The sequence below is a fragment of the Streptomyces sp. 378 genome, from assembly GCF_030124145.1.
Classification (GTDB): domain Bacteria; phylum Actinomycetota; class Actinomycetes; order Streptomycetales; family Streptomycetaceae; genus Streptomyces.
Genome location: NZ_JASKMS010000014.1, coordinates 161,258 through 180,679 on the forward strand (window position 1 = coordinate 161,258; position 19,422 = coordinate 180,679).

The 19,422-nt window shown below is 72.2% G+C and carries 19 protein-coding genes and 1 pseudogene; 17 read left to right on the forward strand and 3 right to left on the reverse strand.

Going from position 1 to position 19,422, the window contains the following annotated elements; translation table 11 throughout:
- Positions 1–9 precede the first annotated feature (9 nt).
- Positions 10–414, forward strand: a complete 405-nt coding sequence (locus QNO09_RS20535; protein WP_283971671.1) for a VOC family protein — start codon at positions 10–12, stop codon at positions 412–414.
- Here the strand turns inward: QNO09_RS20535 and QNO09_RS20540 are convergent.
- Together QNO09_RS20540 and QNO09_RS20545 are read right to left on the reverse strand one after the other, a co-directional pair.
- A pseudogene (locus tag QNO09_RS20540) lies at positions 397–1,083 on the reverse strand (helix-turn-helix domain-containing protein); the annotation flags it as partial. The gene QNO09_RS20535 and the pseudogene QNO09_RS20540 sit on opposite strands and share 18 nt — an antisense overlap.
- A gap of 146 nt (positions 1,084–1,229) precedes the next feature.
- Positions 1,230–2,201, reverse strand: coding sequence for an AraC family transcriptional regulator (locus QNO09_RS20545; RefSeq protein WP_283971672.1), 972 nt, complete (start codon positions 2,199–2,201; stop codon positions 1,230–1,232).
- Positions 2,202–2,282: 81 nt separating this feature from the next.
- Between QNO09_RS20545 and QNO09_RS20550 the strand changes: the two genes are divergently transcribed.
- Positions 2,283–3,140 carry an NmrA family NAD(P)-binding protein gene (locus tag QNO09_RS20550; protein ID WP_283971673.1) on the forward strand — a complete coding sequence of 286 codons (858 nt, stop codon included), beginning with the start codon at positions 2,283–2,285 and terminating at the stop codon, positions 3,138–3,140.
- Positions 3,141–3,152: 12 nt separating this feature from the next.
- On the opposite strand, the gene QNO09_RS20555 is transcribed toward QNO09_RS20550, so the two are convergent.
- On the reverse strand, positions 3,153–4,334 hold the full coding sequence (locus QNO09_RS20555; protein ID WP_283971674.1) for a YihY/virulence factor BrkB family protein: 1,182 nt from the start codon (positions 4,332–4,334) through the stop codon (positions 3,153–3,155).
- A gap of 110 nt (positions 4,335–4,444) precedes the next feature.
- Here QNO09_RS20555 and QNO09_RS20560 point away from each other — a divergent pair, with 110 nt between their 5' ends.
- From QNO09_RS20560 to QNO09_RS20625, 15 genes are all read left to right on the forward strand, one after another.
- On the forward strand, positions 4,445–6,079 hold the full coding sequence (locus QNO09_RS20560) for an acyl-CoA dehydrogenase family protein (RefSeq protein ID WP_283971675.1): 1,635 nt from the start codon (positions 4,445–4,447) through the stop codon (positions 6,077–6,079).
- Between the two features lie 262 nt (positions 6,080–6,341).
- Positions 6,342–7,619 (forward strand): GAF domain-containing protein, encoded by a 1,278-nt coding sequence (locus tag QNO09_RS20565; RefSeq protein WP_283971676.1) that lies wholly within the window; start codon positions 6,342–6,344, stop codon positions 7,617–7,619.
- A 174-nt stretch (positions 7,620–7,793) separates the two neighbouring features.
- Positions 7,794–9,104 carry a hypothetical protein gene (locus QNO09_RS20570; RefSeq protein WP_283971677.1) on the forward strand — a complete coding sequence of 437 codons (1,311 nt, stop codon included), beginning with the start codon at positions 7,794–7,796 and terminating at the stop codon, positions 9,102–9,104.
- 66 nt (positions 9,105–9,170) lie between these two features.
- Positions 9,171–9,743, forward strand: a complete 573-nt coding sequence (locus tag QNO09_RS20575; RefSeq protein WP_283971678.1) for a GNAT family N-acetyltransferase — start codon at positions 9,171–9,173, stop codon at positions 9,741–9,743.
- 126 nt (positions 9,744–9,869) lie between these two features.
- Positions 9,870–9,953, forward strand: coding sequence for a putative leader peptide (locus QNO09_RS39725; protein ID WP_311241247.1), 84 nt, complete (start codon positions 9,870–9,872; stop codon positions 9,951–9,953).
- Between the two features lie 130 nt (positions 9,954–10,083).
- On the forward strand, positions 10,084–11,781 hold the full coding sequence (locus tag QNO09_RS20580) for a nitrite/sulfite reductase (protein WP_283971679.1): 1,698 nt from the start codon (positions 10,084–10,086) through the stop codon (positions 11,779–11,781).
- Positions 11,778–11,966: a hypothetical protein gene (locus QNO09_RS20585; protein ID WP_031133932.1), complete on the forward strand. Its 189-nt coding sequence runs from the start codon at positions 11,778–11,780 to the stop codon at positions 11,964–11,966. The genes QNO09_RS20580 and QNO09_RS20585 overlap by 4 nt, the downstream gene beginning before the upstream one ends.
- Positions 11,963–12,673 (forward strand): phosphoadenylyl-sulfate reductase, encoded by a 711-nt coding sequence (locus tag QNO09_RS20590; RefSeq protein WP_283971680.1) that lies wholly within the window; start codon positions 11,963–11,965, stop codon positions 12,671–12,673. Before QNO09_RS20585 ends, QNO09_RS20590 begins: the two co-directional genes overlap by 4 nt.
- A 23-nt stretch (positions 12,674–12,696) precedes the next feature.
- Complete coding sequence (gene cysC / locus QNO09_RS20595; RefSeq protein WP_283971681.1) at positions 12,697–13,233, forward strand: adenylyl-sulfate kinase; 537 nt, start codon at positions 12,697–12,699, stop codon at positions 13,231–13,233.
- Complete coding sequence (gene cysD, locus QNO09_RS20600) at positions 13,230–14,165, forward strand: sulfate adenylyltransferase subunit CysD (protein ID WP_283971682.1); 936 nt, start codon at positions 13,230–13,232, stop codon at positions 14,163–14,165. Before cysC ends, cysD begins: the two co-directional genes overlap by 4 nt.
- 2 nt (positions 14,166–14,167) lie before the next feature.
- Entirely contained in the window at positions 14,168–15,502 is a 1,335-nt protein-coding gene (locus tag QNO09_RS20605) for a sulfate adenylyltransferase subunit 1 (protein WP_283971683.1), read from the forward strand.
- Between the two features lie 222 nt (positions 15,503–15,724).
- Positions 15,725–16,828: an aliphatic sulfonate ABC transporter substrate-binding protein gene (locus QNO09_RS20610; RefSeq protein WP_283971684.1), complete on the forward strand. Its 1,104-nt coding sequence runs from the start codon at positions 15,725–15,727 to the stop codon at positions 16,826–16,828.
- Between the two features lie 49 nt (positions 16,829–16,877).
- Complete coding sequence (locus tag QNO09_RS20615) at positions 16,878–17,666, forward strand: ABC transporter ATP-binding protein (protein WP_283971685.1); 789 nt, start codon at positions 16,878–16,880, stop codon at positions 17,664–17,666.
- Entirely contained in the window at positions 17,653–18,549 is an 897-nt protein-coding gene (locus QNO09_RS20620) for an ABC transporter permease (protein WP_283971686.1), read from the forward strand. Before QNO09_RS20615 ends, QNO09_RS20620 begins: the two co-directional genes overlap by 14 nt.
- Positions 18,550–18,554: 5 nt before the next feature.
- Entirely contained in the window at positions 18,555–19,349 is a 795-nt protein-coding gene (locus QNO09_RS20625; RefSeq protein ID WP_283971687.1) for a sirohydrochlorin chelatase, read from the forward strand.
- Positions 19,350–19,422 lie beyond the last annotated feature (73 nt).

The following is a 19,422-nucleotide window of genomic DNA, read 5'->3' on the forward strand; positions in this document are numbered from 1 at the left end:
GGTGACTCCATGACCGCACGATTCGATGCCATCGGCCTGGTCGTCTCCGACATGGCCGCCTCCGTCACGTTCTACCGCCGGCTCGGGTTCGCCTTCCCGGACGGCGCCGAGGAACAGCCGCACGCCGAGGCCGGACTGCCCGGCGGGCTGCGGCTGATGTTCGACACCGAGGAGACGGTCCGCTCCTTCCTGCCCGAGTGGCGGCCGCCCGCCCCGGGGGGCCGGACCTCACTGGCTCTGCGGTGCGACGGGCCGCGCGAGGTGGACGCCCTCTACGAGGAGCTGGTCGGCTCCGGGTGCCACGGCGAGCTCAAGCCGTGGGACGCCTTCTGGGGCCAGCGGTACGCCGTCGTGCTCGACCCGGACGGCAACGGGGTGGATCTGTTCGCCCCGCTGGCCACCGCGGCCGAGTAGCTCCCCCAGCGGCAGGCCGGACAACTCCCTCACGTCACGCGCCAGATGGGCCTGGTCGGCGTAACCGGCCCGGGTGGCCGTCTCCGCGAAGGGCACACCGCTCCGGGCCATCGCCAGGGCGCGGTTCAGCCGCAGGACGCGGGCCAGGGTCTTGGGTCCGTAGCCGAAGGCGGACAGCGAGCGGCGGTGCAGCCGGCGGGCGCCGACGCCCAGTGCGTCGGCGGTGGCGGCGACCGAACGGCCCGCGTCGAGGGCGGTGACGATCTGCCGGAGCAGCGGGTCCGGGGGTTCGGTACCGGCCGCCTGGCGCAGTGCCAGGTCCTCCAGGCCGCTCGCCGGGTCGCGGGCCGCGTTCACACGGTCGGCCAGTCGCCGCACCCGCGCGGCCGGCCACAGGTCGGCGAGCTCGACGCGCCGGTCACGCAGCTCGTGCGCCGGCACGCCCAGGAGCGCCGGGGCCGTGCCCGGGTAGAAACGGACCCCGGCCCAGGGGCCGGCCGCACTGTCCGGAAGGTGGGCGCGGGTGTCGGGCCCGGCGACCAGCAGCCGCCCGTCGTGCCACAGCAGATCCATGCACCCGTCGGGCAGGACCCGCCCCGCTCCGGGCGGGGACGGGGTGTTGGTCCACACGACCGCCCCCGGCAGCCGCGACGTCCGCTCCGCGTACACGGGGCCAGGCTACGCCGCGACACGGGGGCCGGCGCGGGGTCCTGTGCCTCGCTCCGCTGCCTCGCGCGCTCGATCGCGCGATCGGCGCCTCCTACTGCCATGCGCCCCCGATGATGCGCCACGACGGCACCTCCGGGCCCGGCGCGCTACGCCACCCGCCCCCGGTACTCCACCGGACTCACCCCGTACACCCGCTTGAACGCCGTCGACAGGGCGAAAGCGCTGCCGTAGCCCACCTCGCGGGCGACCGCGTCGAGGGTGTCGGTGGAGTCGCGCAGACGGTCGGCGGCCAGGGCCAGGCGCCGGCCGGTGAGGTAGGACATCGGGGGTTCGCCCACCAGGCCGGTGAAACGGCGGGCCAGCGCGGCACGGGACACCCCGGCCTTCGCTGCGAGCGCGGCGACGGTCCAGGGGTGGGCCGGGTTGTCCTGGAGCAGGCGCAGCACGCCGCCGACGACCGGGTCGGCGAGGGCCCGGTACCAGGCCGGTGCCTCCGCCTCGGGGCGTGCGAACCAGGCCCGCAGCGCGGCGATGACCAGCAGGTCGAGCAGCCGGTCCAGGACGACCTCCTGGCCGGGTTCGTCCCGGACGATCTCCTCGGTGAGGTACGGCATGAGGGGGCAGTCCCACACCTCGGGCGTGAGGGCGAGCAGGGGCGGCAGGGCGTCCAGCAGCCGCCCGCTGATCTCGCCCTGCAGGGGGTAGGTGCCGATCAGCATGACGGTGGCCCCGTCGAGCCGGTCGCCCCAGGTGCGGACGCCCAGGTCCATGGAGCCGTTGAGGGGCCGTCCGTCGGGGTGGCGGCACTCCTGGTGCGGCAGGATCACCGCCTGCGGTGCCGTGTCGGGGGCGTCGGCGCAGGTGTACGGGTCGGGGCCGCGGGCGATGGCGAGGTCCCCGGCGCCGAGCCGCGTGCACGCGCCCCGGTCGGGCACGATCCAGGCCTCGCCGCGGACGACGAGCATCACGGTGAGCGGGGCCCGGTCCTCCACGCGCACCGCCCACGGCGGGTCGAAACAGGCCCTGATCATGAACGCGCCCCGCGCGCGGGGGCCCTCCAGGAGACCTGCGAGGGGGTCCCCCCGCCAGAGGGTGTTCGAGCGTGGCGGCGCGTCCATGGGGCCAGCGTAGACGCGGGCGTATGGGAATGAGCCGTTCAGCCATGGTTCCGTGCGGTGTACGGCAGTTGACTCGACGGCATGACGAACACGGCGGACAACACGGCACGGATCCCGAGGGAGATGACGGTGGTGGTGACGGGCGCCTCGGGGCGTACCGGCAGCCGGGTGGCGCGGGCCGCGGCGGCGGCCGGGCTCATGGTGCGGGCGGCGTCGCGCACGACCGGCTTCGACTGGTGGGACGGCTCGACCTGGGCGGACGCCCTGCGCGGCGCCGACGCGGCCTACCTCGTCCACCCCTCGGACGTCGGCGCTCCGGGTGCCGCCGAGGTGGTCGGCAACCTCGCGCGGGAGGCGGTCGGCCTCGGGGTGCGGCGGCTGGTGCTGCTGTCCGCGCGCGGCGAGGACCAGGCCCTGCCCACCGAGGAGGCGCTGCACGCGTCGGGGGCGGACTGGACGGTCGTACGGGCCGCGTGGTTCGCGCAGAACTTCAGCGAGGGTCCGCTGGTGGCGGAGCTGCGGGAGCGCGGGGAGCTGGTGTTCCCGGCCGACGAGGTGCGCGAGCCGTTCCTCGACGTGCGGGACATCGCGGACGTGGTGGTGACCGCGCTGACGGCCGGAGACCGGTATACGGGGCGCACCCTCACGCTCTCGGGGTCCCGGTTGCTGACCTTCGGGGAGGCGGTGGCGGAGATCGCGGGGGCGACGGGGCGTCCGCTGACGTACCGGGCCGTCTCGGCACGGGAGTACGGGGAGGCGCTGGTGGGGTTCGGTGTGCCGCCGGAGGAGGTGGCGGGGATGACGGAGATCTTCGGCACCCTCCTCGACGGCCGCAACGCCCGCCTCTCCGGCGGGGTGCGGGAGGTCCTGGGCCGCGATCCCCGGGACTTCGGCGATTTCGTGCGCGAGGAGGCCGCGGCCGGGACCTGGAGGCCCTGAGACCGGCGTCCGTCACCGCTCCTCGGGCGGCCGTCCCTCCCCGTTGATCTGGGTGGTCTTCACCTGGGCGTTCTTCACCTGGGTGTTCTTCACGTGGGTGCTCTTCACATGGGTGCGCAGCCGGGACGACACGTCCTCCGGGGGCAGGAAGCGGGACCAGCGTTCCGGGAACTCGGAGGGCATGTCGGGATCGGCGTCGCCCGCGGCGGTGGCGCGTGCGACGTACTCGGCGACCTGGGCCTGCCGCAGCCGTTCGTTGGCCTCGCGGGCCGCGGCGGTGGCGGCGGCCGGCCAGACCCGGTCGATGGCGGCGTTGACGGCGGCCCCGACGAGCACGGCGAACGCGGACACACCGATCCACAGCAGCACGGCGACGGGCGCGGCGAGGGAGCCGTAGATCGTGGGGCCCTCCACCGTGCTGGACAGGTAGATCCGCAGCAGGAAGCTGCCGAGCACCCACATGCCGAGGGCGACCAGCGCGCCGGGCACGTCCTCGATCCACGGGGAGCGGACCGGGACGGACACGTGGTACAGCGTCGTCAGGAAGGCGATCGACAGGAGGATCACCACCGGCCAGTACAGGACCTGCACGAGCGTCGTCGACCACGGCACGACCCGCACCACCGCATCCGGCCCGGCCACCATCAGCGGCAGCGCGACCGAACCGATGAGCAGGGCCACGATGAACAGCAGGAACGCCAACAGGCGGGTCTTGACGATGCCCCGGACACCGTCGAGGCCGTACATCACGGTGATGGTGTCGATGAAGACGTTCACCGCGCGGGAGCCCGACCAGAGGGCGAACAGGAAGCCGATGGAGATGACGTCGGGCCGGCCGCCCTTCATCACGTCGTGCAGGATCGGCTGGGCGATCTCGCGCACGCCCCGGTCGGACAGGACCGTGCGGGAGGCCTCCAGGAGGCTGGTCTGGAGGCTCTCGATGGTGTCGGCGCCGGTCCAGGCGTCGACGTAGCCGAGCAGCCCGATCATGCTCAGCAGCAGCGGCGGCACCGACAGCAGCGTGAAGAACGCGGCCTCGGCGGCGAGGCCGAGGATGCGGTACTCGATGCAGGAGTTGACGGTGTCCTTGAGCAACAGCCAGGCGGTCTTGCGTTTGGAGACGTTCCGGTACAGGGCCCGCGCCCGGTGGAGGCGCCCGGAGGGCGTGTCGGGGGTGTCACTCGCTGGCTGCACCCCCTAACGGTATCCGTCGCGCCCGGCCCCACTCACCCACAGGCCGGGTCTTCGCGGACCGGCCCGGGTCCGCCGAGTGCCAAGGTGCTACCGCGGGGTACTTTCGCAGCATGGCAGGCAGCACCCACACCGTGACGAACCAGGTCCCGCCGCTGGTCGGCTACGACGTCTTCTCCGCCGACCGGGCCCTGACCGCCGCGGTCGGCCGGCACCTCGACCCGGAGCTGCGCGAGGAGGTCCTCGGCGAGTTGGCGGCACTGGGCCGGACCTCCGGCTCGGCCCAGGTGCAGGAGTGGGGGAGGCTGGCGAACGAGAACCCGCCCCGGCTGCTCACGCACGACCGGTACGGCAACCGTGTCGACGAGGTCGAGTTCCACCCCTCCTGGCACCGGCTGCTCGGCAAGGGCGTCTCGGCCGGTCTGACGGCGGCGTGGGACCGGCCGGCCGGGCATCTGCGGCGGGCCGCCGCCTTCCTGGTGTGGACGCAGGTCGAGGCCGGCAACGGCTGCCCGCTGTCCATGACGCACGCGGCGGTGCCCGCCCTGCGCCATGACCCGGACCTGGCCGCCGAGTGGGAACCGCGGCTGACGTCCATGATCTACGAACGTGAGCTGCGGCCCGCCCACCTCAAGGCCGGGGCGCTGTTCGGGATGGGCATGACGGAGAAGCAGGGCGGCAGCGACGTCCGGGCGAACACCACGTCGGCCCGGCCGCTCGCCGAGGACGGGACGTACCAGCTGACCGGGCACAAGTGGTTCTGCTCGGCGCCCATGTCCGACGGTTTCCTGGTACTGGCGCAGGCGCCGGGCGGGCTCACCTGCTTCCTGGTGCCGCGGCTGCTGGCGGACGGCACGCGCAACGTGTTCCTGCTCCAGCGGCTCAAGGACAAGCTCGGCAACCGGTCGAACGCCTCGGCCGAGGTCGAGTTCGACGGGACCTGGGCGCGCCGGGTGAGCGAGGAGGGGCGCGGGGTGCGCACCATCATCGAGATGGTGGCGGCGACCCGGCTCGACTGTGTGCTGGGCTCGGCGGGGCTGATGCGGCAGGCCGTGGCGCAGGCGGTGCACCACTGCACGTACCGCGAGGCGTTCGGCGGGAAGCTCGTCGACAAGCCGCTCATGCGCAACGTCCTGGCCGACCTGGCGCTGGAGTCGGAGGCGGCGACGACCCTGGCGCTGCGGCTCGCGGCGGCCTGCGACGACGGGGGCGAGCAGGAGCGGGCGCTGCTGCGGATCGCCGTGCCGGCCGCCAAGTACTGGGTGACCAAGCGGTGCCCGTCCGTTGCCGTGGAGGCGGCGGAGTGCCTCGGCGGCAACGGGTACGTGGAGGAGTCCGGAATGCCGCGGCTGGTGCGCGAGTCGCCCCTGAACTCCGTCTGGGAGGGCGCGGGCAATGTCCAGGCGCTGGACGTGCTGCGGGCGTTGCAGCGGGAGCCGGGGGCGCTGGACGCGTATCTGCGGGAGGTCGGGCAGGCGCGCGGCGCGGATCACCGCCTCGACGCGGCCATCAAGAACCTGCTGACCGATCTCGCCGACCTGGAGGGCGTGGAGGGGCGGGCGCGGCGGCTGGCGGAGCGGCTCGCGCTGGTGCTCCAGGGCTCGTTGCTGGTCCGTTTCGCGCCACCGCAGGTCGCCGACGCGTTCTGCGCGGGGCGGCTCGGGGGCGACGGGGGCGCGGTCTTCGGGACGCTGCCGCACACGCTGGACCTGGCGTCGGTGGTGGAGCGGGCCCGGCCGGTGTCCTGACCCGGTCCGCCGTCGGGTGGACGGGAGAAACGGGGGTGGTGCCGCGCCGACACGGCACCACCCCCGCCGCACTGGCCCGTTCGAGCCACTGAACGCCGCTCGGGACGGCGCCGCTCAAGTTTCGGACACGGCGGGCCGGGCCACCAGGGTTGCAAGGGGTTGCAACTTGCTGCTGACTGCGTGCGGACCGTGCGCACACCCCTCGGGCAGGCGGCACTATGAGACGGACCGTCGAAAAGCGACTCCGGGGGGCGCACCGCGTATGGACGTCACGCACTTGGCCGCCGTGGACAGCTCGCGCGCGGCCCGGGTCCTCAGCGAGGTCCGCTCCGCCCGGCTGGCCGGGCAACCCGCTCCGGTGGCGCCGCGTCCGGTGATCGAGCGGTCCTGGGAGCGGATGCTGCGCAGCGGCGTCGACCCGGATCACGACGTCCGGGCGGATCCGCTGTCCCGCGAGGAGGTGCAGCGGCGGCGCGAGACGTCGGTGTTGCGCCATGTGCTGCCGGTGCTGCGGGAGGGGCTGCTGGCCGCCGCGGACGTCGCCCACCACATCATGGTGGTGGCCGACGAGGACGGACGGGTGCTGTGGCGCGAGGGCAGCCCGCCGGTGCTGCGCAAGGCCGACGGGCTCGGCTTAGAACTCGGCGCGGACTGGCGTGAGGACGTCGTCGGCACGAACGGTGTGGGCGCCCCGGCGGTGGTGCGCCGGCCGGTGCAGGTGTTCGCGTCCGAGCACTTCGTGCGCTCCCAGGCCGGGTGGACGTGTGCGGGTGCTCCCCTGACGGATCCGCGGGACGGCCGGCTGCTCGGCGTGGTGGACGTGAGCGGGCCGCTGGAGACGATGCATCCGGCCACGCTCGCCTGGGTCGGCTCGGTGGCCAAGTTGGCCGAGGCGCGGCTGCGGGAGATGCACGTGGAGTCGCTGGAGCGGCTGCGGGCGGTGGCGGCGCCGGTGCTGGCCCGGGCCGGCGTCCGTGCCCTGGCCGTCGACCCGGACGGCTGGACCGCCGCGGTCAGCGGCATGCCGTACGTGCGACGCGTGGCCCTGCCCAAGTCGCTGTCCGCGGGCCCGAGATGGCTGCCGGCGCTCGGGCTGTGCTCGGTGGAGCCGCTGGCCGGGGGCTGGCTGCTCTCGGCGGCCGCCGACGAGCCGGTGCCGCACGGCCCGGCCCGGATCGTGCTGGACCTCAGGCAGGCGCGGCACTGGTCGGTGCAGGTGCACGGCGGGGCGGGCTCCTGGACCCGGGAACTGAGCCCCCGGCACGCGGAGTTGCTGTATCTCCTCGCCGTCCACCGCTCGGGCCGCAGCGCCGCGGGCCTGGCCGGGGACATGTTCGGCGACCCGGCCCGCACGGTCACGGTGCGCGCCGAGATGTCGCGGGTGCGGCGGTATCTGGGGGCGTTCCTGGAGCACCGGCCGTACCGGTTCGCGGAGGACGCCGAAGTGGAGGTGCTGCTCCCGGAGGACCCGCGGCATCTGCTGCCGCACTCGACCGCACCGGCGGTGAACAGGCGGCGCGGGTCCGCATCGCCGCCCTGAGGTTCACCGCACGTGCCGTACACACCGTCCCGAGGGTGCATCTTTCGCATATTTGCAGGGTCTTCGTCCCCCGCACCGCTTACCTGCCGTAGCATCCCTCTACGGGCCACCCCACCTGCTCCTCCGTCAACGTACGGATCACCAGGCGCAGTTGGTCCGTCTCGGGAGGACGTTATGAAGCATCGCGGCAGACACCGGCGGCGCAGGCGGGGCAGGGCGCTGCGCGCGACCCTGGCCGGGACGGCCCTCGCGCTCACCGCCGCCGCCACCCTGATCAGCGCTTCACAGGCCACCGTCACCGATGCCCCCGGGGCGCTGAAGCCGGTCGCGTCCGACGACGGCGGGCGGCTGCCGCTGGCCGAGCACCGGGTGCCCGGGCGGTGGCTGGACCGGCTCGCGTCGAAGATGGGCCGGCCCGTGGGTGTCGGCACGGTGCTGGAGGGTGCCGACCTGCCGTTGCGGGACGCGGCCCACTGTCCGGCGGCCGACAAGCACAGCCTGCCGGTGGAGCCGGCGGCCACCCGCGTGTACTGCTTCGGCGGCTCCGACACCCGGGGCTGGCGGGCCGGCGGGGTCACCACCTCCGGCGACGCGGACGACGACGGCCGCTGGGGCGGCAACCGCGTGATCCTCTCCGGCTGGACCCGCGGCGCCGCCGAGGGCGGGTCCCTGGACGGCCCGGCTCCCGGGCAGGGCCTGGCCAAGGTCGCCTTCGTCGACGCGAACGACTCCGCCCGGCTGCGCTACACCTGGGCCCTGCTGGCCGTCCCGGTGGACGGCGGGCGGGACTACCGGGGGCTGGTCTCCCCGCTGTCCGGCATGGTCTGGTACCAGGACAAGCTGCTGGTGACCACCCGCGAGCGCGACCGGGACGCGCTGTACGTGTACGACATGGACCGCATCCAGCGCGCCACCGTCGAGTCCGACGCGGTCGGCCGGGTCCGGGGCGGCTGGGCGGCGCACGGCCACCGGTACGTGCTGCCCGCCGTGGCCTCGTACACCCTGCCCGGCGGCGACGACGTGTCCCGCCCGGCCACCGTCTCCCTGGACCGCAGCACCTCCCCCGACAGTCTGGTCGCGAGCGAGTGGGTGCCCGCGGACGGGGACCGGCGCACCCGGCTGTGGCGCTACGCGCTGAGCCGGGACCCGGCCCGCTCGGGCCTGCTCAGCACGGACTCCTCCGGACGGGCGGCCCCGGTCGAGGCGTACGAGACGAGGACGACCGATGTGCGGGGTGTGCTGGCGTACCGCTCGGGCTGGTATCTGGACCGCGCGGCGGGAAGCCCGGGCGGTCACGGGACGCTGTGGCGCCAGGACGAGGAGGGCGCGCGGGCGACGCGGTGCGGCACGGACGGGACACGGCGCTGCTGGAGCGGCCGGTCGGGTTCCCTGTCCTACTGGGAGGAGACCGGCGAGGTCTGGTCCCAGTCGGGGCGGACGCTGTTCGCGCTGCCGCTGGCGTCGATCGACCGGGCGCTGGGCTGACGGGAGCGGCCCGCTGGGCACGGGGCCGATCGACAGACGAGCGGGTCGGATGATTTTCTGGCCCGCATGACCACCATCGCCGTGACCACCTGGTCCCTGGAGCAGACCTCCCCGACCGACCTGCTGCCGGCCGTCGCGCCGGGCGGGGACGTCCGGGTCGTCCGCTCCGAGGTACCCTCGCCCGAGTTCAGCCGGTTCCTGTACGCGTCGGTGGGCGGCGACATCCTCTGGACGGACCGGCTCGGCTGGTCGTACGAGCGGTGGGTGGAGCACCTGGAGCGGCCCGGCGTGGAGACGTGGGTGGCGTACGACCGGGGCACGCCCGCGGGGTACGTGGAGCTGGAGGCGCAGGACGACGCGGTCGTGGAGATCGTCTACTTCGGGCTGCTGCCCGCCTTCCGGGGCCGGCGCATCGGCGGGCACCTGCTGTCGTACGGCACGGCCCGGGCCTGGGACCTCGCGGACCGCTGGGCCGGGCTGACGCCGACGAAGCGGGTCTGGCTGCACACCTGCAGCAAGGACGGCGAGCACGCGATGGACAACTACCGGCGGCGGGGCTTCAAGCTGTTCGACACCAAGGTCGAGGAGGAGGCGGAGGCCGCCGCTCCGGGACCGTGGCCTGGGGCGTTCCCCGTCTGACCTGGACGGACACCTCGGGGGCACTCGATGTGACCCACAACACCCTTGTCTTGCTGTGCGAGACAAGGGTGTCCGCATCTTGGACGAAGCTGGACTGTGTCCAGATCGCCGTGACACGCTTCCGTCATGTCTGGAACTGGGATTGCCTTGGTGAGTCGGCGGCACGTCGACCTCGGCCGCATGTCCAGCGCCATCTGTCCGGCGCACTGAGCGTACTCAGCCCGCGCCCGACCTTCTTCTTTCCCGCCTCACCCCTCGCGCAATGACGCGCCCTATGCCCATGCGCCCGCATGCGCAGGTCAGAGCCGCATTTTCGCCTGTCCCGAAGGACGTATCAACCATGGCCGCCACCCCGCAGAAGCCTGCCGCCGCGACTCCCCGCCGCAAGGTGAGCCGTCACCGCGGTGAGGGCCAGTGGGCCGCGGGGCACTTCACCCCGCTGAACGGCAACGAGCAGTTCAAGAAGGACGACGACGGTCTCAATGTGCGGACACGCATTGAGACGATCTACTCCAAGCGGGGCTTCGACTCGATCGACCCGAACGATCTGCGCGGCCGTATGCGCTGGTGGGGGCTGTACACCCAGCGCAAGCCCGGCATCGACGGCGGCAAGACGGCGATCCTGGAGCCGGAGGAGCTGGACGACGAGTACTTCATGCTGCGTGTCCGGATCGACGGCGGGGCACTGACCACGCGGCAGCTGCGGGTCATCGGCGAGATCTCGCAGGAGTTCGCGCGCGGCACCGCCGACATCACGGACCGGCAGAACGTGCAGTACCACTGGATCCGCATCGAGGACGTTCCCGAGATCTGGAACCGGCTGGAGGGCGTGGGCCTGTCGACGGTCACCGCCTGCGGCGACACCCCGCGCGTCATGATCGGCTCGCCGGTGGCGGGCATCGCCGAGGACGAGATCATCGACGCCACCCCGGCATTGGAGGAGATGAAGCGCCGCGTCCTGAACAACCCGGCGTACTCGAACCTCCCCCGCAAGTTCAAGACGGCCATCTCGGGTTCGCCGGTGCTGGACGTGGTGCACGAGATCAACGACGTCGCGTTCGTCGGCGTGCGGCACCCCGAGCACGGCCCCGGCTTCGACGTGTGGGTCGGCGGCGGCCTGTCCACCAACCCCAAGCTGGGCGTGCGGCTGGGCACCTGGGTGTCGATCGACGACGTGCCGGACGTCTACGAGGGTGTCATCTCGATCTTCCGTGACTACGGCTACCGCCGGCTGCGCACCCGCGCCCGCCTGAAGTTCCTCGTCGCGGACTGGGGCCCGGAGAAGTTCCGGCAGGTGCTGGAGGACGAGTACCTCCAGCGCAAGCTCACCGACGGCCCGGCTCCCGAGCAGCCGTCCCAGCTCTGGCGCGACCACATCGGTGTGCACCGGCAGAAGGACGGCCGGTTCTACGTCGGCTTCGCGCCGCGCGTCGGACGCGTCGACGGCGCGACGATCACGAAGATCGCCGATCTCGCCGAGGCGCACGGCTCGGGCCGGGTACGCACCACCGTCGAGCAGAAGATGATCGTCCTCGACGTCGAGGAGAACCAGGTCGAGTCGCTCGTCGAGGCCCTGGAGGCGCTCGACCTCACCGCCCGGCCCTCCTCCTTCCGGCGCGGCACCATGGCCTGCACCGGCATCGAGTTCTGCAAGCTCGCCATCGTCGAGACCAAGCAGCGCGGCTCGCAGCTGATCGACGAACTGGAGCGCCGTCTGCCGGACTTCGACGAGCCGCTCACCATCAACCTCAACGGCTGCCCGAACGCCTGCGCCCGTATCCAGGTGGCGGACATCGGTCTCAAGGGCCAGCTCATGCTCAACGACCAGGGCGAGCAGGTCGAGGGCTACCAGGTGCACCTGGGCGGCGCCCTGGGCCTGGAGGCCGGCTTCGGCCGCAAGGTGCGCGGCCTGAAGGTCACCTCCGAGGAACTCCCGGACTACGTCGAGCGCGTCCTGAAGCGGTTCCAGGCCGAACGCGAGGACGGCGAGCGCTTCGCCGCCTGGGCGGCGCGGGCCAGCGAGGAGGCCCTGTCGTGAGCGAGCGGGCGGCACCGTTCTACTGCCCCTACTGCGGCGACGAGGACCTGCGTCCGAGCGAGGCCGCCGAGGGCAGGCACGGCGCGTGGGAATGCGCGGCGTGCAGCCGGGCCTTCTCGCTGAAGTTCCTCGGGCTGCTGGCCCAGGGGCTGAAGCGATCCGATTCCGGAGGGGCACAGATATGACGACCGTTCAGGACATGCGCACCGCCGGGGAATGGAAGCAGCTCGCCGAGCAGGCGGGCCGTGATCTGGAGGACGCCTCCGCGCTGGAGATCCTCCGGTGGGCGGCCGAGACGTTCGGCAAGCGCTTCTGCGTGACCTCCTCGATGGAAGACGCGGTGGTCGCCCACCTCGCCGCCCGCGCCATGCCCGGCGTCGACGTGGTCTTCCTCGACACCGGCTACCACTTCGAAGAGACCATCGGCACCCGTGACGCGGTCGAGGCCGTGATGGACGTCAACCTCATCACGCTCACCCCGGTTCAGACGGTCGCCGAGCAGGACGCCGAGTACGGCCCGAAGCTGCACGACCGCGACCCCGACCTGTGCTGCAAGCTGCGCAAGGTGCAGCCGCTGGAGCAGGGCCTGAAGGACTACCAGGCCTGGGCGACCGGTCTGCGCCGCGACGAGTCCCCGACCCGGGCGAACACCCCGGTGGTCGGCTGGGACGAGAAGCGGCAGAAGGTCAAGATCTCGCCGATCGCCCGCTGGACTCAGGACGACGTCGACGCGTACGTCACCGAGCACGGCGTCCTGACGAACCCCCTGCTGATGGACGGCTACGCCTCCGTCGGCTGCGCCCCCTGCACCCGCCGCGTCCTTCAGGGCGAGGACGCGCGCGCCGGCCGCTGGGCGGGCCGCGGCAAGACCGAGTGCGGGCTGCACGGATGACGACGACGATTCAGGAGAGTGACGTGACGACCGGAGCCACCGTCTGGCTCACGGGTCTGCCGAGCGCCGGCAAGACCACGATCGCCTACGAACTGGCCGGCCGGCTCCGCGAGGAGGGCCACCGGGTCGAGGTGCTCGACGGCGACGAGATCCGCGAGTTCATCTCGGCGGGCCTCGGCTTCAGCCGCGAGGACCGGCACACCAACGTGCAGCGCATCGGCTTCGTCGCCGAGTTGCTCGCCCGCAACGGTGTGCTGGCCCTCGTCCCGGTCATCGCGCCGTACCAGGACAGCCGGGACGCGGTGCGCAAGCGCCACCAGGCGAACGGCACGGCGTATGTCGAGGTGCACGTGGCCACGCCGGTCGAGGTGTGCAGCGAGCGGGACGTGAAGGGGCTGTACGCCAAGCAGGCCGCGGGTGAGCTCTCGGGGCTCACCGGGGTCGACGACCCGTACGAGGCGCCCGAGTCGCCCGATCTGCGGATCGAGTCGCAGAACCAGACCGTGCAGGAGTCCGCGGCTTCCGTGTACGCCCTGCTGACCGAAAGGGGACTGGCATGACGACCGTCGCCACCGTTTCCGAGGAGACCGACAGCCCGTACGCGCTGTCGCACCTCGACGCCCTCGAGTCCGAGGCGGTGCACATCTTCCGCGAGGTGGCGGGCGAGTTCGAGCGGCCGGTGATCCTCTTCTCCGGCGGCAAGGACTCCATCGTCATGCTGCACCTGGCGGTGAAGGCCTTCCGCCCGGCCTCGGTGCCCTTCTCGCTGCTGCACGTGGACACCGGGCACAACTTCCCCGAGGTCCTCGACTACCGCGACCGCACGGTGGAGAAGCACGGGCTGCGGCTGCACGTCGCCTCCGTGCAGGACTACATCGACCGCGGTGTGCTCAAGGAGCGCCCGGACGGCACCCGCAATCCGCTCCAGACGCTGCCGCTGACCGAGAAGATCCAGGCGGAGAAGTTCGACGCCGTCTTCGGCGGCGGCCGCCGCGACGAGGAGAAGGCCCGGGCCAAGGAGCGGGTGTTCTCGCTGCGGGACGAGTTCTCGCAGTGGGACCCGCGCCGCCAGCGCCCGGAGCTGTGGAACCTGTACAACGGCCGGCACGCGCCGGGCGAGCACGTCCGTGTGTTCCCGCTGTCCAACTGGACCGAGCTGGACGTGTGGCAGTACATCGCCCGCGAGGGCATCGAACTGCCCGAGATCTACTACGCGCACGAGCGTGAGGTGTTCTCCCGCAGCGGCATGTGGCTGACCGCCGGCGAGTGGGGCGGACCCAAGGACGGCGAGAGGGTCGAGAAGCGGCTCGTGCGCTACCGGACCGTGGGTGACATGTCCTGCACCGGCGCGGTGGACTCCGACGCCGACACCATCGAGAAGGTGATCGTCGAGATCGCCGCCTCCCGGCTCACCGAGCGCGGCGCCACCCGCGCCGACGACAAGATGTCCGAGGCCGCGATGGAAGACCGCAAGCGCGAGGGGTACTTCTAGAGATGAGCACGATCACCACCGAGGAACTCTCGGAGACCACCCTCCTGCGGTTCGCCACCGCCGGTTCCGTCGACGACGGCAAGTCCACCCTCGTCGGGCGGCTGCTGCACGACTCCAAGTCGGTCCTCACCGACCAGCTGGAGGCCGTGGAGCGCGTCTCCGCGAGCCGCGGCCAGGAGGCGCCGGACCTCGCGCTGCTGACGGACGGCCTGCGGGCCGAGCGGGAGCAGGGCATCACGATCGACGTGGCGTACCGCTACTTCGCCACGCCCCGGCGGCGGTTCATCCTCGCCGACACCCCGGGCCATGTGCAGTACACGCGCAACATGGTGACCGGCGCCTCCACCGCCGAGCTGACGGTGATCCTGGTCGACGCCCGCAACGGCGTCGTCGAGCAGACCCGCCGGCACGCGGCCATCGCGGCCCTGCTGCGCGTCCCGCACGCGGTCCTCGCCGTCAACAAGATGGACCTCGTCGGCTACGACGAGAAGGTGTTCGCGGCGATCGCCGAGGAGTTCACGGCCTACGCGACCGAACTGGGCGTCCCCGAGGTCACCGCCATCCCGATCTCGGCGCTCGTCGGCGACAACGTCGTGGAGCCTTCCGCGAACATGGACTGGTACGGCGGCCCGACCGTGCTGGAGCACCTGGAGACGGTCCCGGTCGCGCACGACCTGAGCCACTGCCACGCCCGGCTGCCCGTGCAGTACGTGATCCGCCCACAGAGCCCGGACCACCCGGACTACCGCGGCTACGCCGGTCAGATCGCGGCCGGTTCCTTCCGCGTCGGCGAGGCCGTCACGGTACTGCCGTCCGGCCGGGCCTCGAAGATCGCCGGTATCGACCTGCTCGGCGAGCCGGTCGAGGTGGCCTGGACGACGCAGTCGGTCACTCTCCTGCTGGAGGACGACATCGACATCTCGCGCGGCGACCTGATCGTGCCGAGCAAGGACGCGCCCGCGACCACGCAGGACATCGAGGCGACCGTCTGCCATGTCGCCGACGCCCCGCTGACCGTCGGCCACCGGGTCCTCCTCAAGCACGGCACCCGCACGGTCAAGGCGATCGTCAAGGACATCCCCTCCCGCCTCACGCTCGACGACCTGTCCCTGCACCCGCACCCGGGACAGCTCGTCGCCAACGACATCGGCCGGGTGAAGATCCGTACCGCCGAGCCGCTGCCGGTCGACTCCTACGCCGACTCGCGCCGCACCGGCTCGTTCATCCTGATCGACCCGAACGACGGCACGACCCTGACCGCCGGCATGGTCGGCGAGTCGTTCGCCGCCCCGGAACCGGTCCGGGACGACTCCGCGGACGACGGGTGGGACTTCTGACATGACCACCCCCGGTTTCTACTCCATGTTCGCCAAGGAGGGCGGCCGCGTCGGCAGCGGTGCGCTCGGTAGCGGGCAGGGGGGAGTGGCGCGATGTGTGTGCTGACGTACGCGCACCGCATGCGCGCCCTCACCCGCCACCGCCGTAGACGCAGACCCGCCGACCTCCCGGCCACGACCTGAGAGACCGTGACCGCCGGGCCTCCGAGAGGAACACCTCCCGTGCCTGCTTCATCCGCTCGCCGCCGCGGCCTCGCGGTCATCGCCGCACTTCCGCTGCTCACGGTGGCCGCCTGCGGCTACGGCTCCCAGGCCAAGGACGACGGCGCCGCGAAGATCGCCGCCGGAGCGAAGAAGATCGAGGGGCTCGACTCCGTCAAGATCGGCTACTTCGGCAACCTCACCCACGGCACCGCGCTGGTGGGCGTGCAGAAGGGCATCTTCCAGAAGGCGCTCGGCGCCACCGAGGTCCGGTCGGCCGTCTTCAACGCCGGTCCCTCGGAGATCGAGGCGCTCAACTCCGGTTCCATCGACATCGGATGGATCGGCCCCTCCCCCGCCATCAACGGCTACACCAAGTCGGGCGGCAAGAACCTGCGCATCATCGGCGGTTCGGCGTCCGGCGGGGTGAAGCTCGTGGTGAACCCGGACAAGATCAAGTCGCTGAAGGACGTCAAGGGCAAGCGGATCGCGACCCCGCAGCTGGGCAACACACAGGACGTGGCGTTCCTCAACTGGGCCTCGGAGCAGGGCTGGAAGGTCGACCCGCAGAGCGGCAAGGGGGACGTCACGGTCGTCCGCAGCGACAACAAGGTCACCCCGGACGCCTTCAGGGCCGGGTCGATCGACGGCGCCTGGGTGCCGGAGCCGACGGCGTCGAGGATGGTCGCCGAGGGCGGCACCGTGCTGCTCGACGAGTCGACGCTGTGGCCGGACGAGAAGTTCGTGATCACGAACATCATCGTGCGGCAGCAGTTCCTCGAGGAGCACCCGAAGGTCGTCGAGGCCCTGCTCAAGGGCTCGGTCGAGACCAACAGGTGGATCAACGCCCACCCGGACGCGGCGAAGGAAGCGGCCAACAAGCAGCTGGAGGCCGACTCCGGCAAGGCACTGCCCGCGGATGTGCTGGACCCGGCGTGGAAGTCGATCCGGTTCACCGACGACCCGCTGGCCGCCACCCTGAACACCGAGGCGGAGCACGCGGTCGAGGCCGGGCTGCTCGAGAAGCCGGACCTGAAAGGCATCTACGACCTCGCGCCGCTGAACGAGGTCCTCAAGGCCGAGGGCGAGCCCACGGTCGACGACGCCGGTCTCGGCGCGAAGTAAGCCCGCATCCCGAAGCCGCATTGTGAAAAGTTCCCAGGAGGTGACGACCATGGCCACGACCCTCGCCAAGGCCGCCGACGGCACCGAGGCGGCCACGCACGCCGCCCGGATCGCACACGTGTCGAAGTCGTTCGCGGGCCCCGCCGGGCAGCAGCTCGTCCTGGACGACATCACCCTCGATGTCGCGCCCGGCGAGTTCGTCACCCTCCTGGGTGCCTCGGGCTGCGGCAAGTCCACCCTGCTCAACCTGGTGGCGGGCCTGGACCGGCCCTCCGTCGGCGAGATCACCACGGACGGCCGCCCGGCGCTGATGTTCCAGGAGCACGCGCTGTTCCCGTGGCTGACCGCGGGCAAGAACATCGAACTCGCCCTGAAGCTGCGGCGTGTGCCGAAGGCCGAGCGCCGCGAGCGTGCCGAGGAGCTGCTCGAACTGGTGCGGCTGAAGGGCGCGTACGGCAAGCGGGTGCACGAGCTGTCGGGAGGGATGCGTCAGCGCGTCGCACTGGCCCGTGCGCTCGCGCAGGAGAGCAAGCTGCTGCTGATGGACGAGCCGTTCGCGGCGCTGGACGCCATCACGCGGGACGTGCTGCACGACGAGCTGACGCGCATCTGGCGCGAGACGCAGTTGTCCGTCCTGTTCGTCACGCACAACGTGCGTGAGGCGGTCCGGCTCGCGCAGCGCGTGGTGCTGCTGTCCTCCCGTCCGGGACGGATCGCACGCGAGTGGACCGTGGACATCGCGCATCCGCGCCGCATCGAGGACACCGCCGTGGCGGAGCTGTCCGTCGAGATCACCGAAGAACTGCGTGGGGAGATCCGCCGTCATGGCCAGCACTGATTCGACGACCGTCGCCAAGGACGGCAGCGATCTCGCCGGGCTGGAGGCGGGCCTCGACGCGCTGGAGTCGAGGCAGACGCTCCGCACGCCGTTCCGGCAGACCTTCGTCCAGAAGATCCTGCCGCCCGTCCTCGCCGTCGCGCTGGTGCTGGCCCTCTGGCAGGCGCTCGTCTCGTTCAGGATCGTCGACGACCCGACCAAGCTGCCCGCTCCGTCCGCGGTGTGGGACGTCGTCCGGACGGCGTGGCTCCAGGGCGAGTTGCTCGGCTACATCTGGACCAGCGTCTCGCGCGGTCTGCTCGGCTTCTGCCTCGCCCTTCTGATCGGCACGCCGCTGGGACTCATCGTCGCCCGGGTGAAGTTCATCCGCGCCGCGATCGGCCCGATCCTGTCGGGCCTGCAGTCCCTGCCGTCGGTCGCCTGGGTGCCGCCGGCGGTGATCTGGCTCGGCCTGAACAACTCGATGATGTACGCGGTGATCCTGCTCGGCGCGGTCCCGTCGATCGCCAACGGCCTGGTCTCCGGCGTCGACCAGGTGCCCCCGCTGTTCCTGCGCGCGGGCCGCACGCTCGGCGCGACGGGCCTGAAGGGCACCTGGCACATCGTCCTTCCGGCCGCCCTGCCCGGCTATGTGGCGGGCCTGAAGCAGGGCTGGGCCTTCTCCTGGCGCTCCCTGATGGCCGCCGAGATCATCGCGTCCTTCCCCGACCTCGGCGTCGGCCTCGGCCAGTTGCTGGAGAACGGCCGCAACGCCAGCGACATGGCCATGGTGTTCGAGGCCATCCTGCTGATCCTCGTCGTCGGCATCGCCATCGACCTGCTCATCTTCAGTCCGCTGGAGCGGTGGGTGCTGCGCAGCCGAGGCCTCCTGGTGAAGAGCTGAAACCCATGATCGACAAGCCCGTTCTCCTCGTCATCGCCCACGGCAGCCGCGACCCGCGCCACGCCGCGACGGTGCACGCCCTGGTGCGCCGGGTGCGCGCACAGCGCCCCGACGTGCGGGTGGAGACGGGCTTCCTGGACTTCAACGTCCCCTCCGTGCAGGGGGTCCTGGAGTCCCTGGCGGTGCAGGGCGTCCGCGACGTCGTCGCCCTGCCCCTGCTCCTGACCCGGGCGTTCCACGCGAAGGCGGACATCCCCGCGGTCCTCGCGGACGCGCCCCCGCAGCTGCGCATCCACCAGGCGGACGTCCTCGGCCCGTCCCCCCTCCTCGTGGGGGCCCTGGAACGACGCCTGTACGAGGCGGGCCTGACACCCGCCGACAAGTCCTCGACCGGGGTCGTCCTGGCCTCGGCGGGGTCCACCGACCCGGAGGCGATCGCAGTGATCGCAGCAATCGCGCGGGAGTGGCGGCACACCGGTTGGTGCGCCGTGCGGCCTGCGTTCGCCTCCGCATCCCTTCCGCGCACGGAGGACGCCGTCCGCCGACTCCGCGCACTCGGCTGCTCCCGCGTCGCCGTCGCCCCGTACGTCCTGGCCCCCGGTTTCCTCCCGGACCGCATCGCCCGGGGCGCGGCGGAGGCGGACGTGCTGGCGGACGTCCTGGGCCCGGCGCCGGAGGTGGCGCGGGTGGTACTGGAACGGTACGAGGCGGCACGGATGCTCGGCGTCGAAGAGGCGGGCGGCGTCCTGCGGCGGCGGGGCGACGGTCAGGTGCCGGAGGCGGTCCTCGTCGCCGGATGACCGCCCTGGGCGCGGAAGGGCACCGGTCCCGGTCGTGCCCCGCCAGGACCGGCGACGCCCTTCGCAGGGGCCG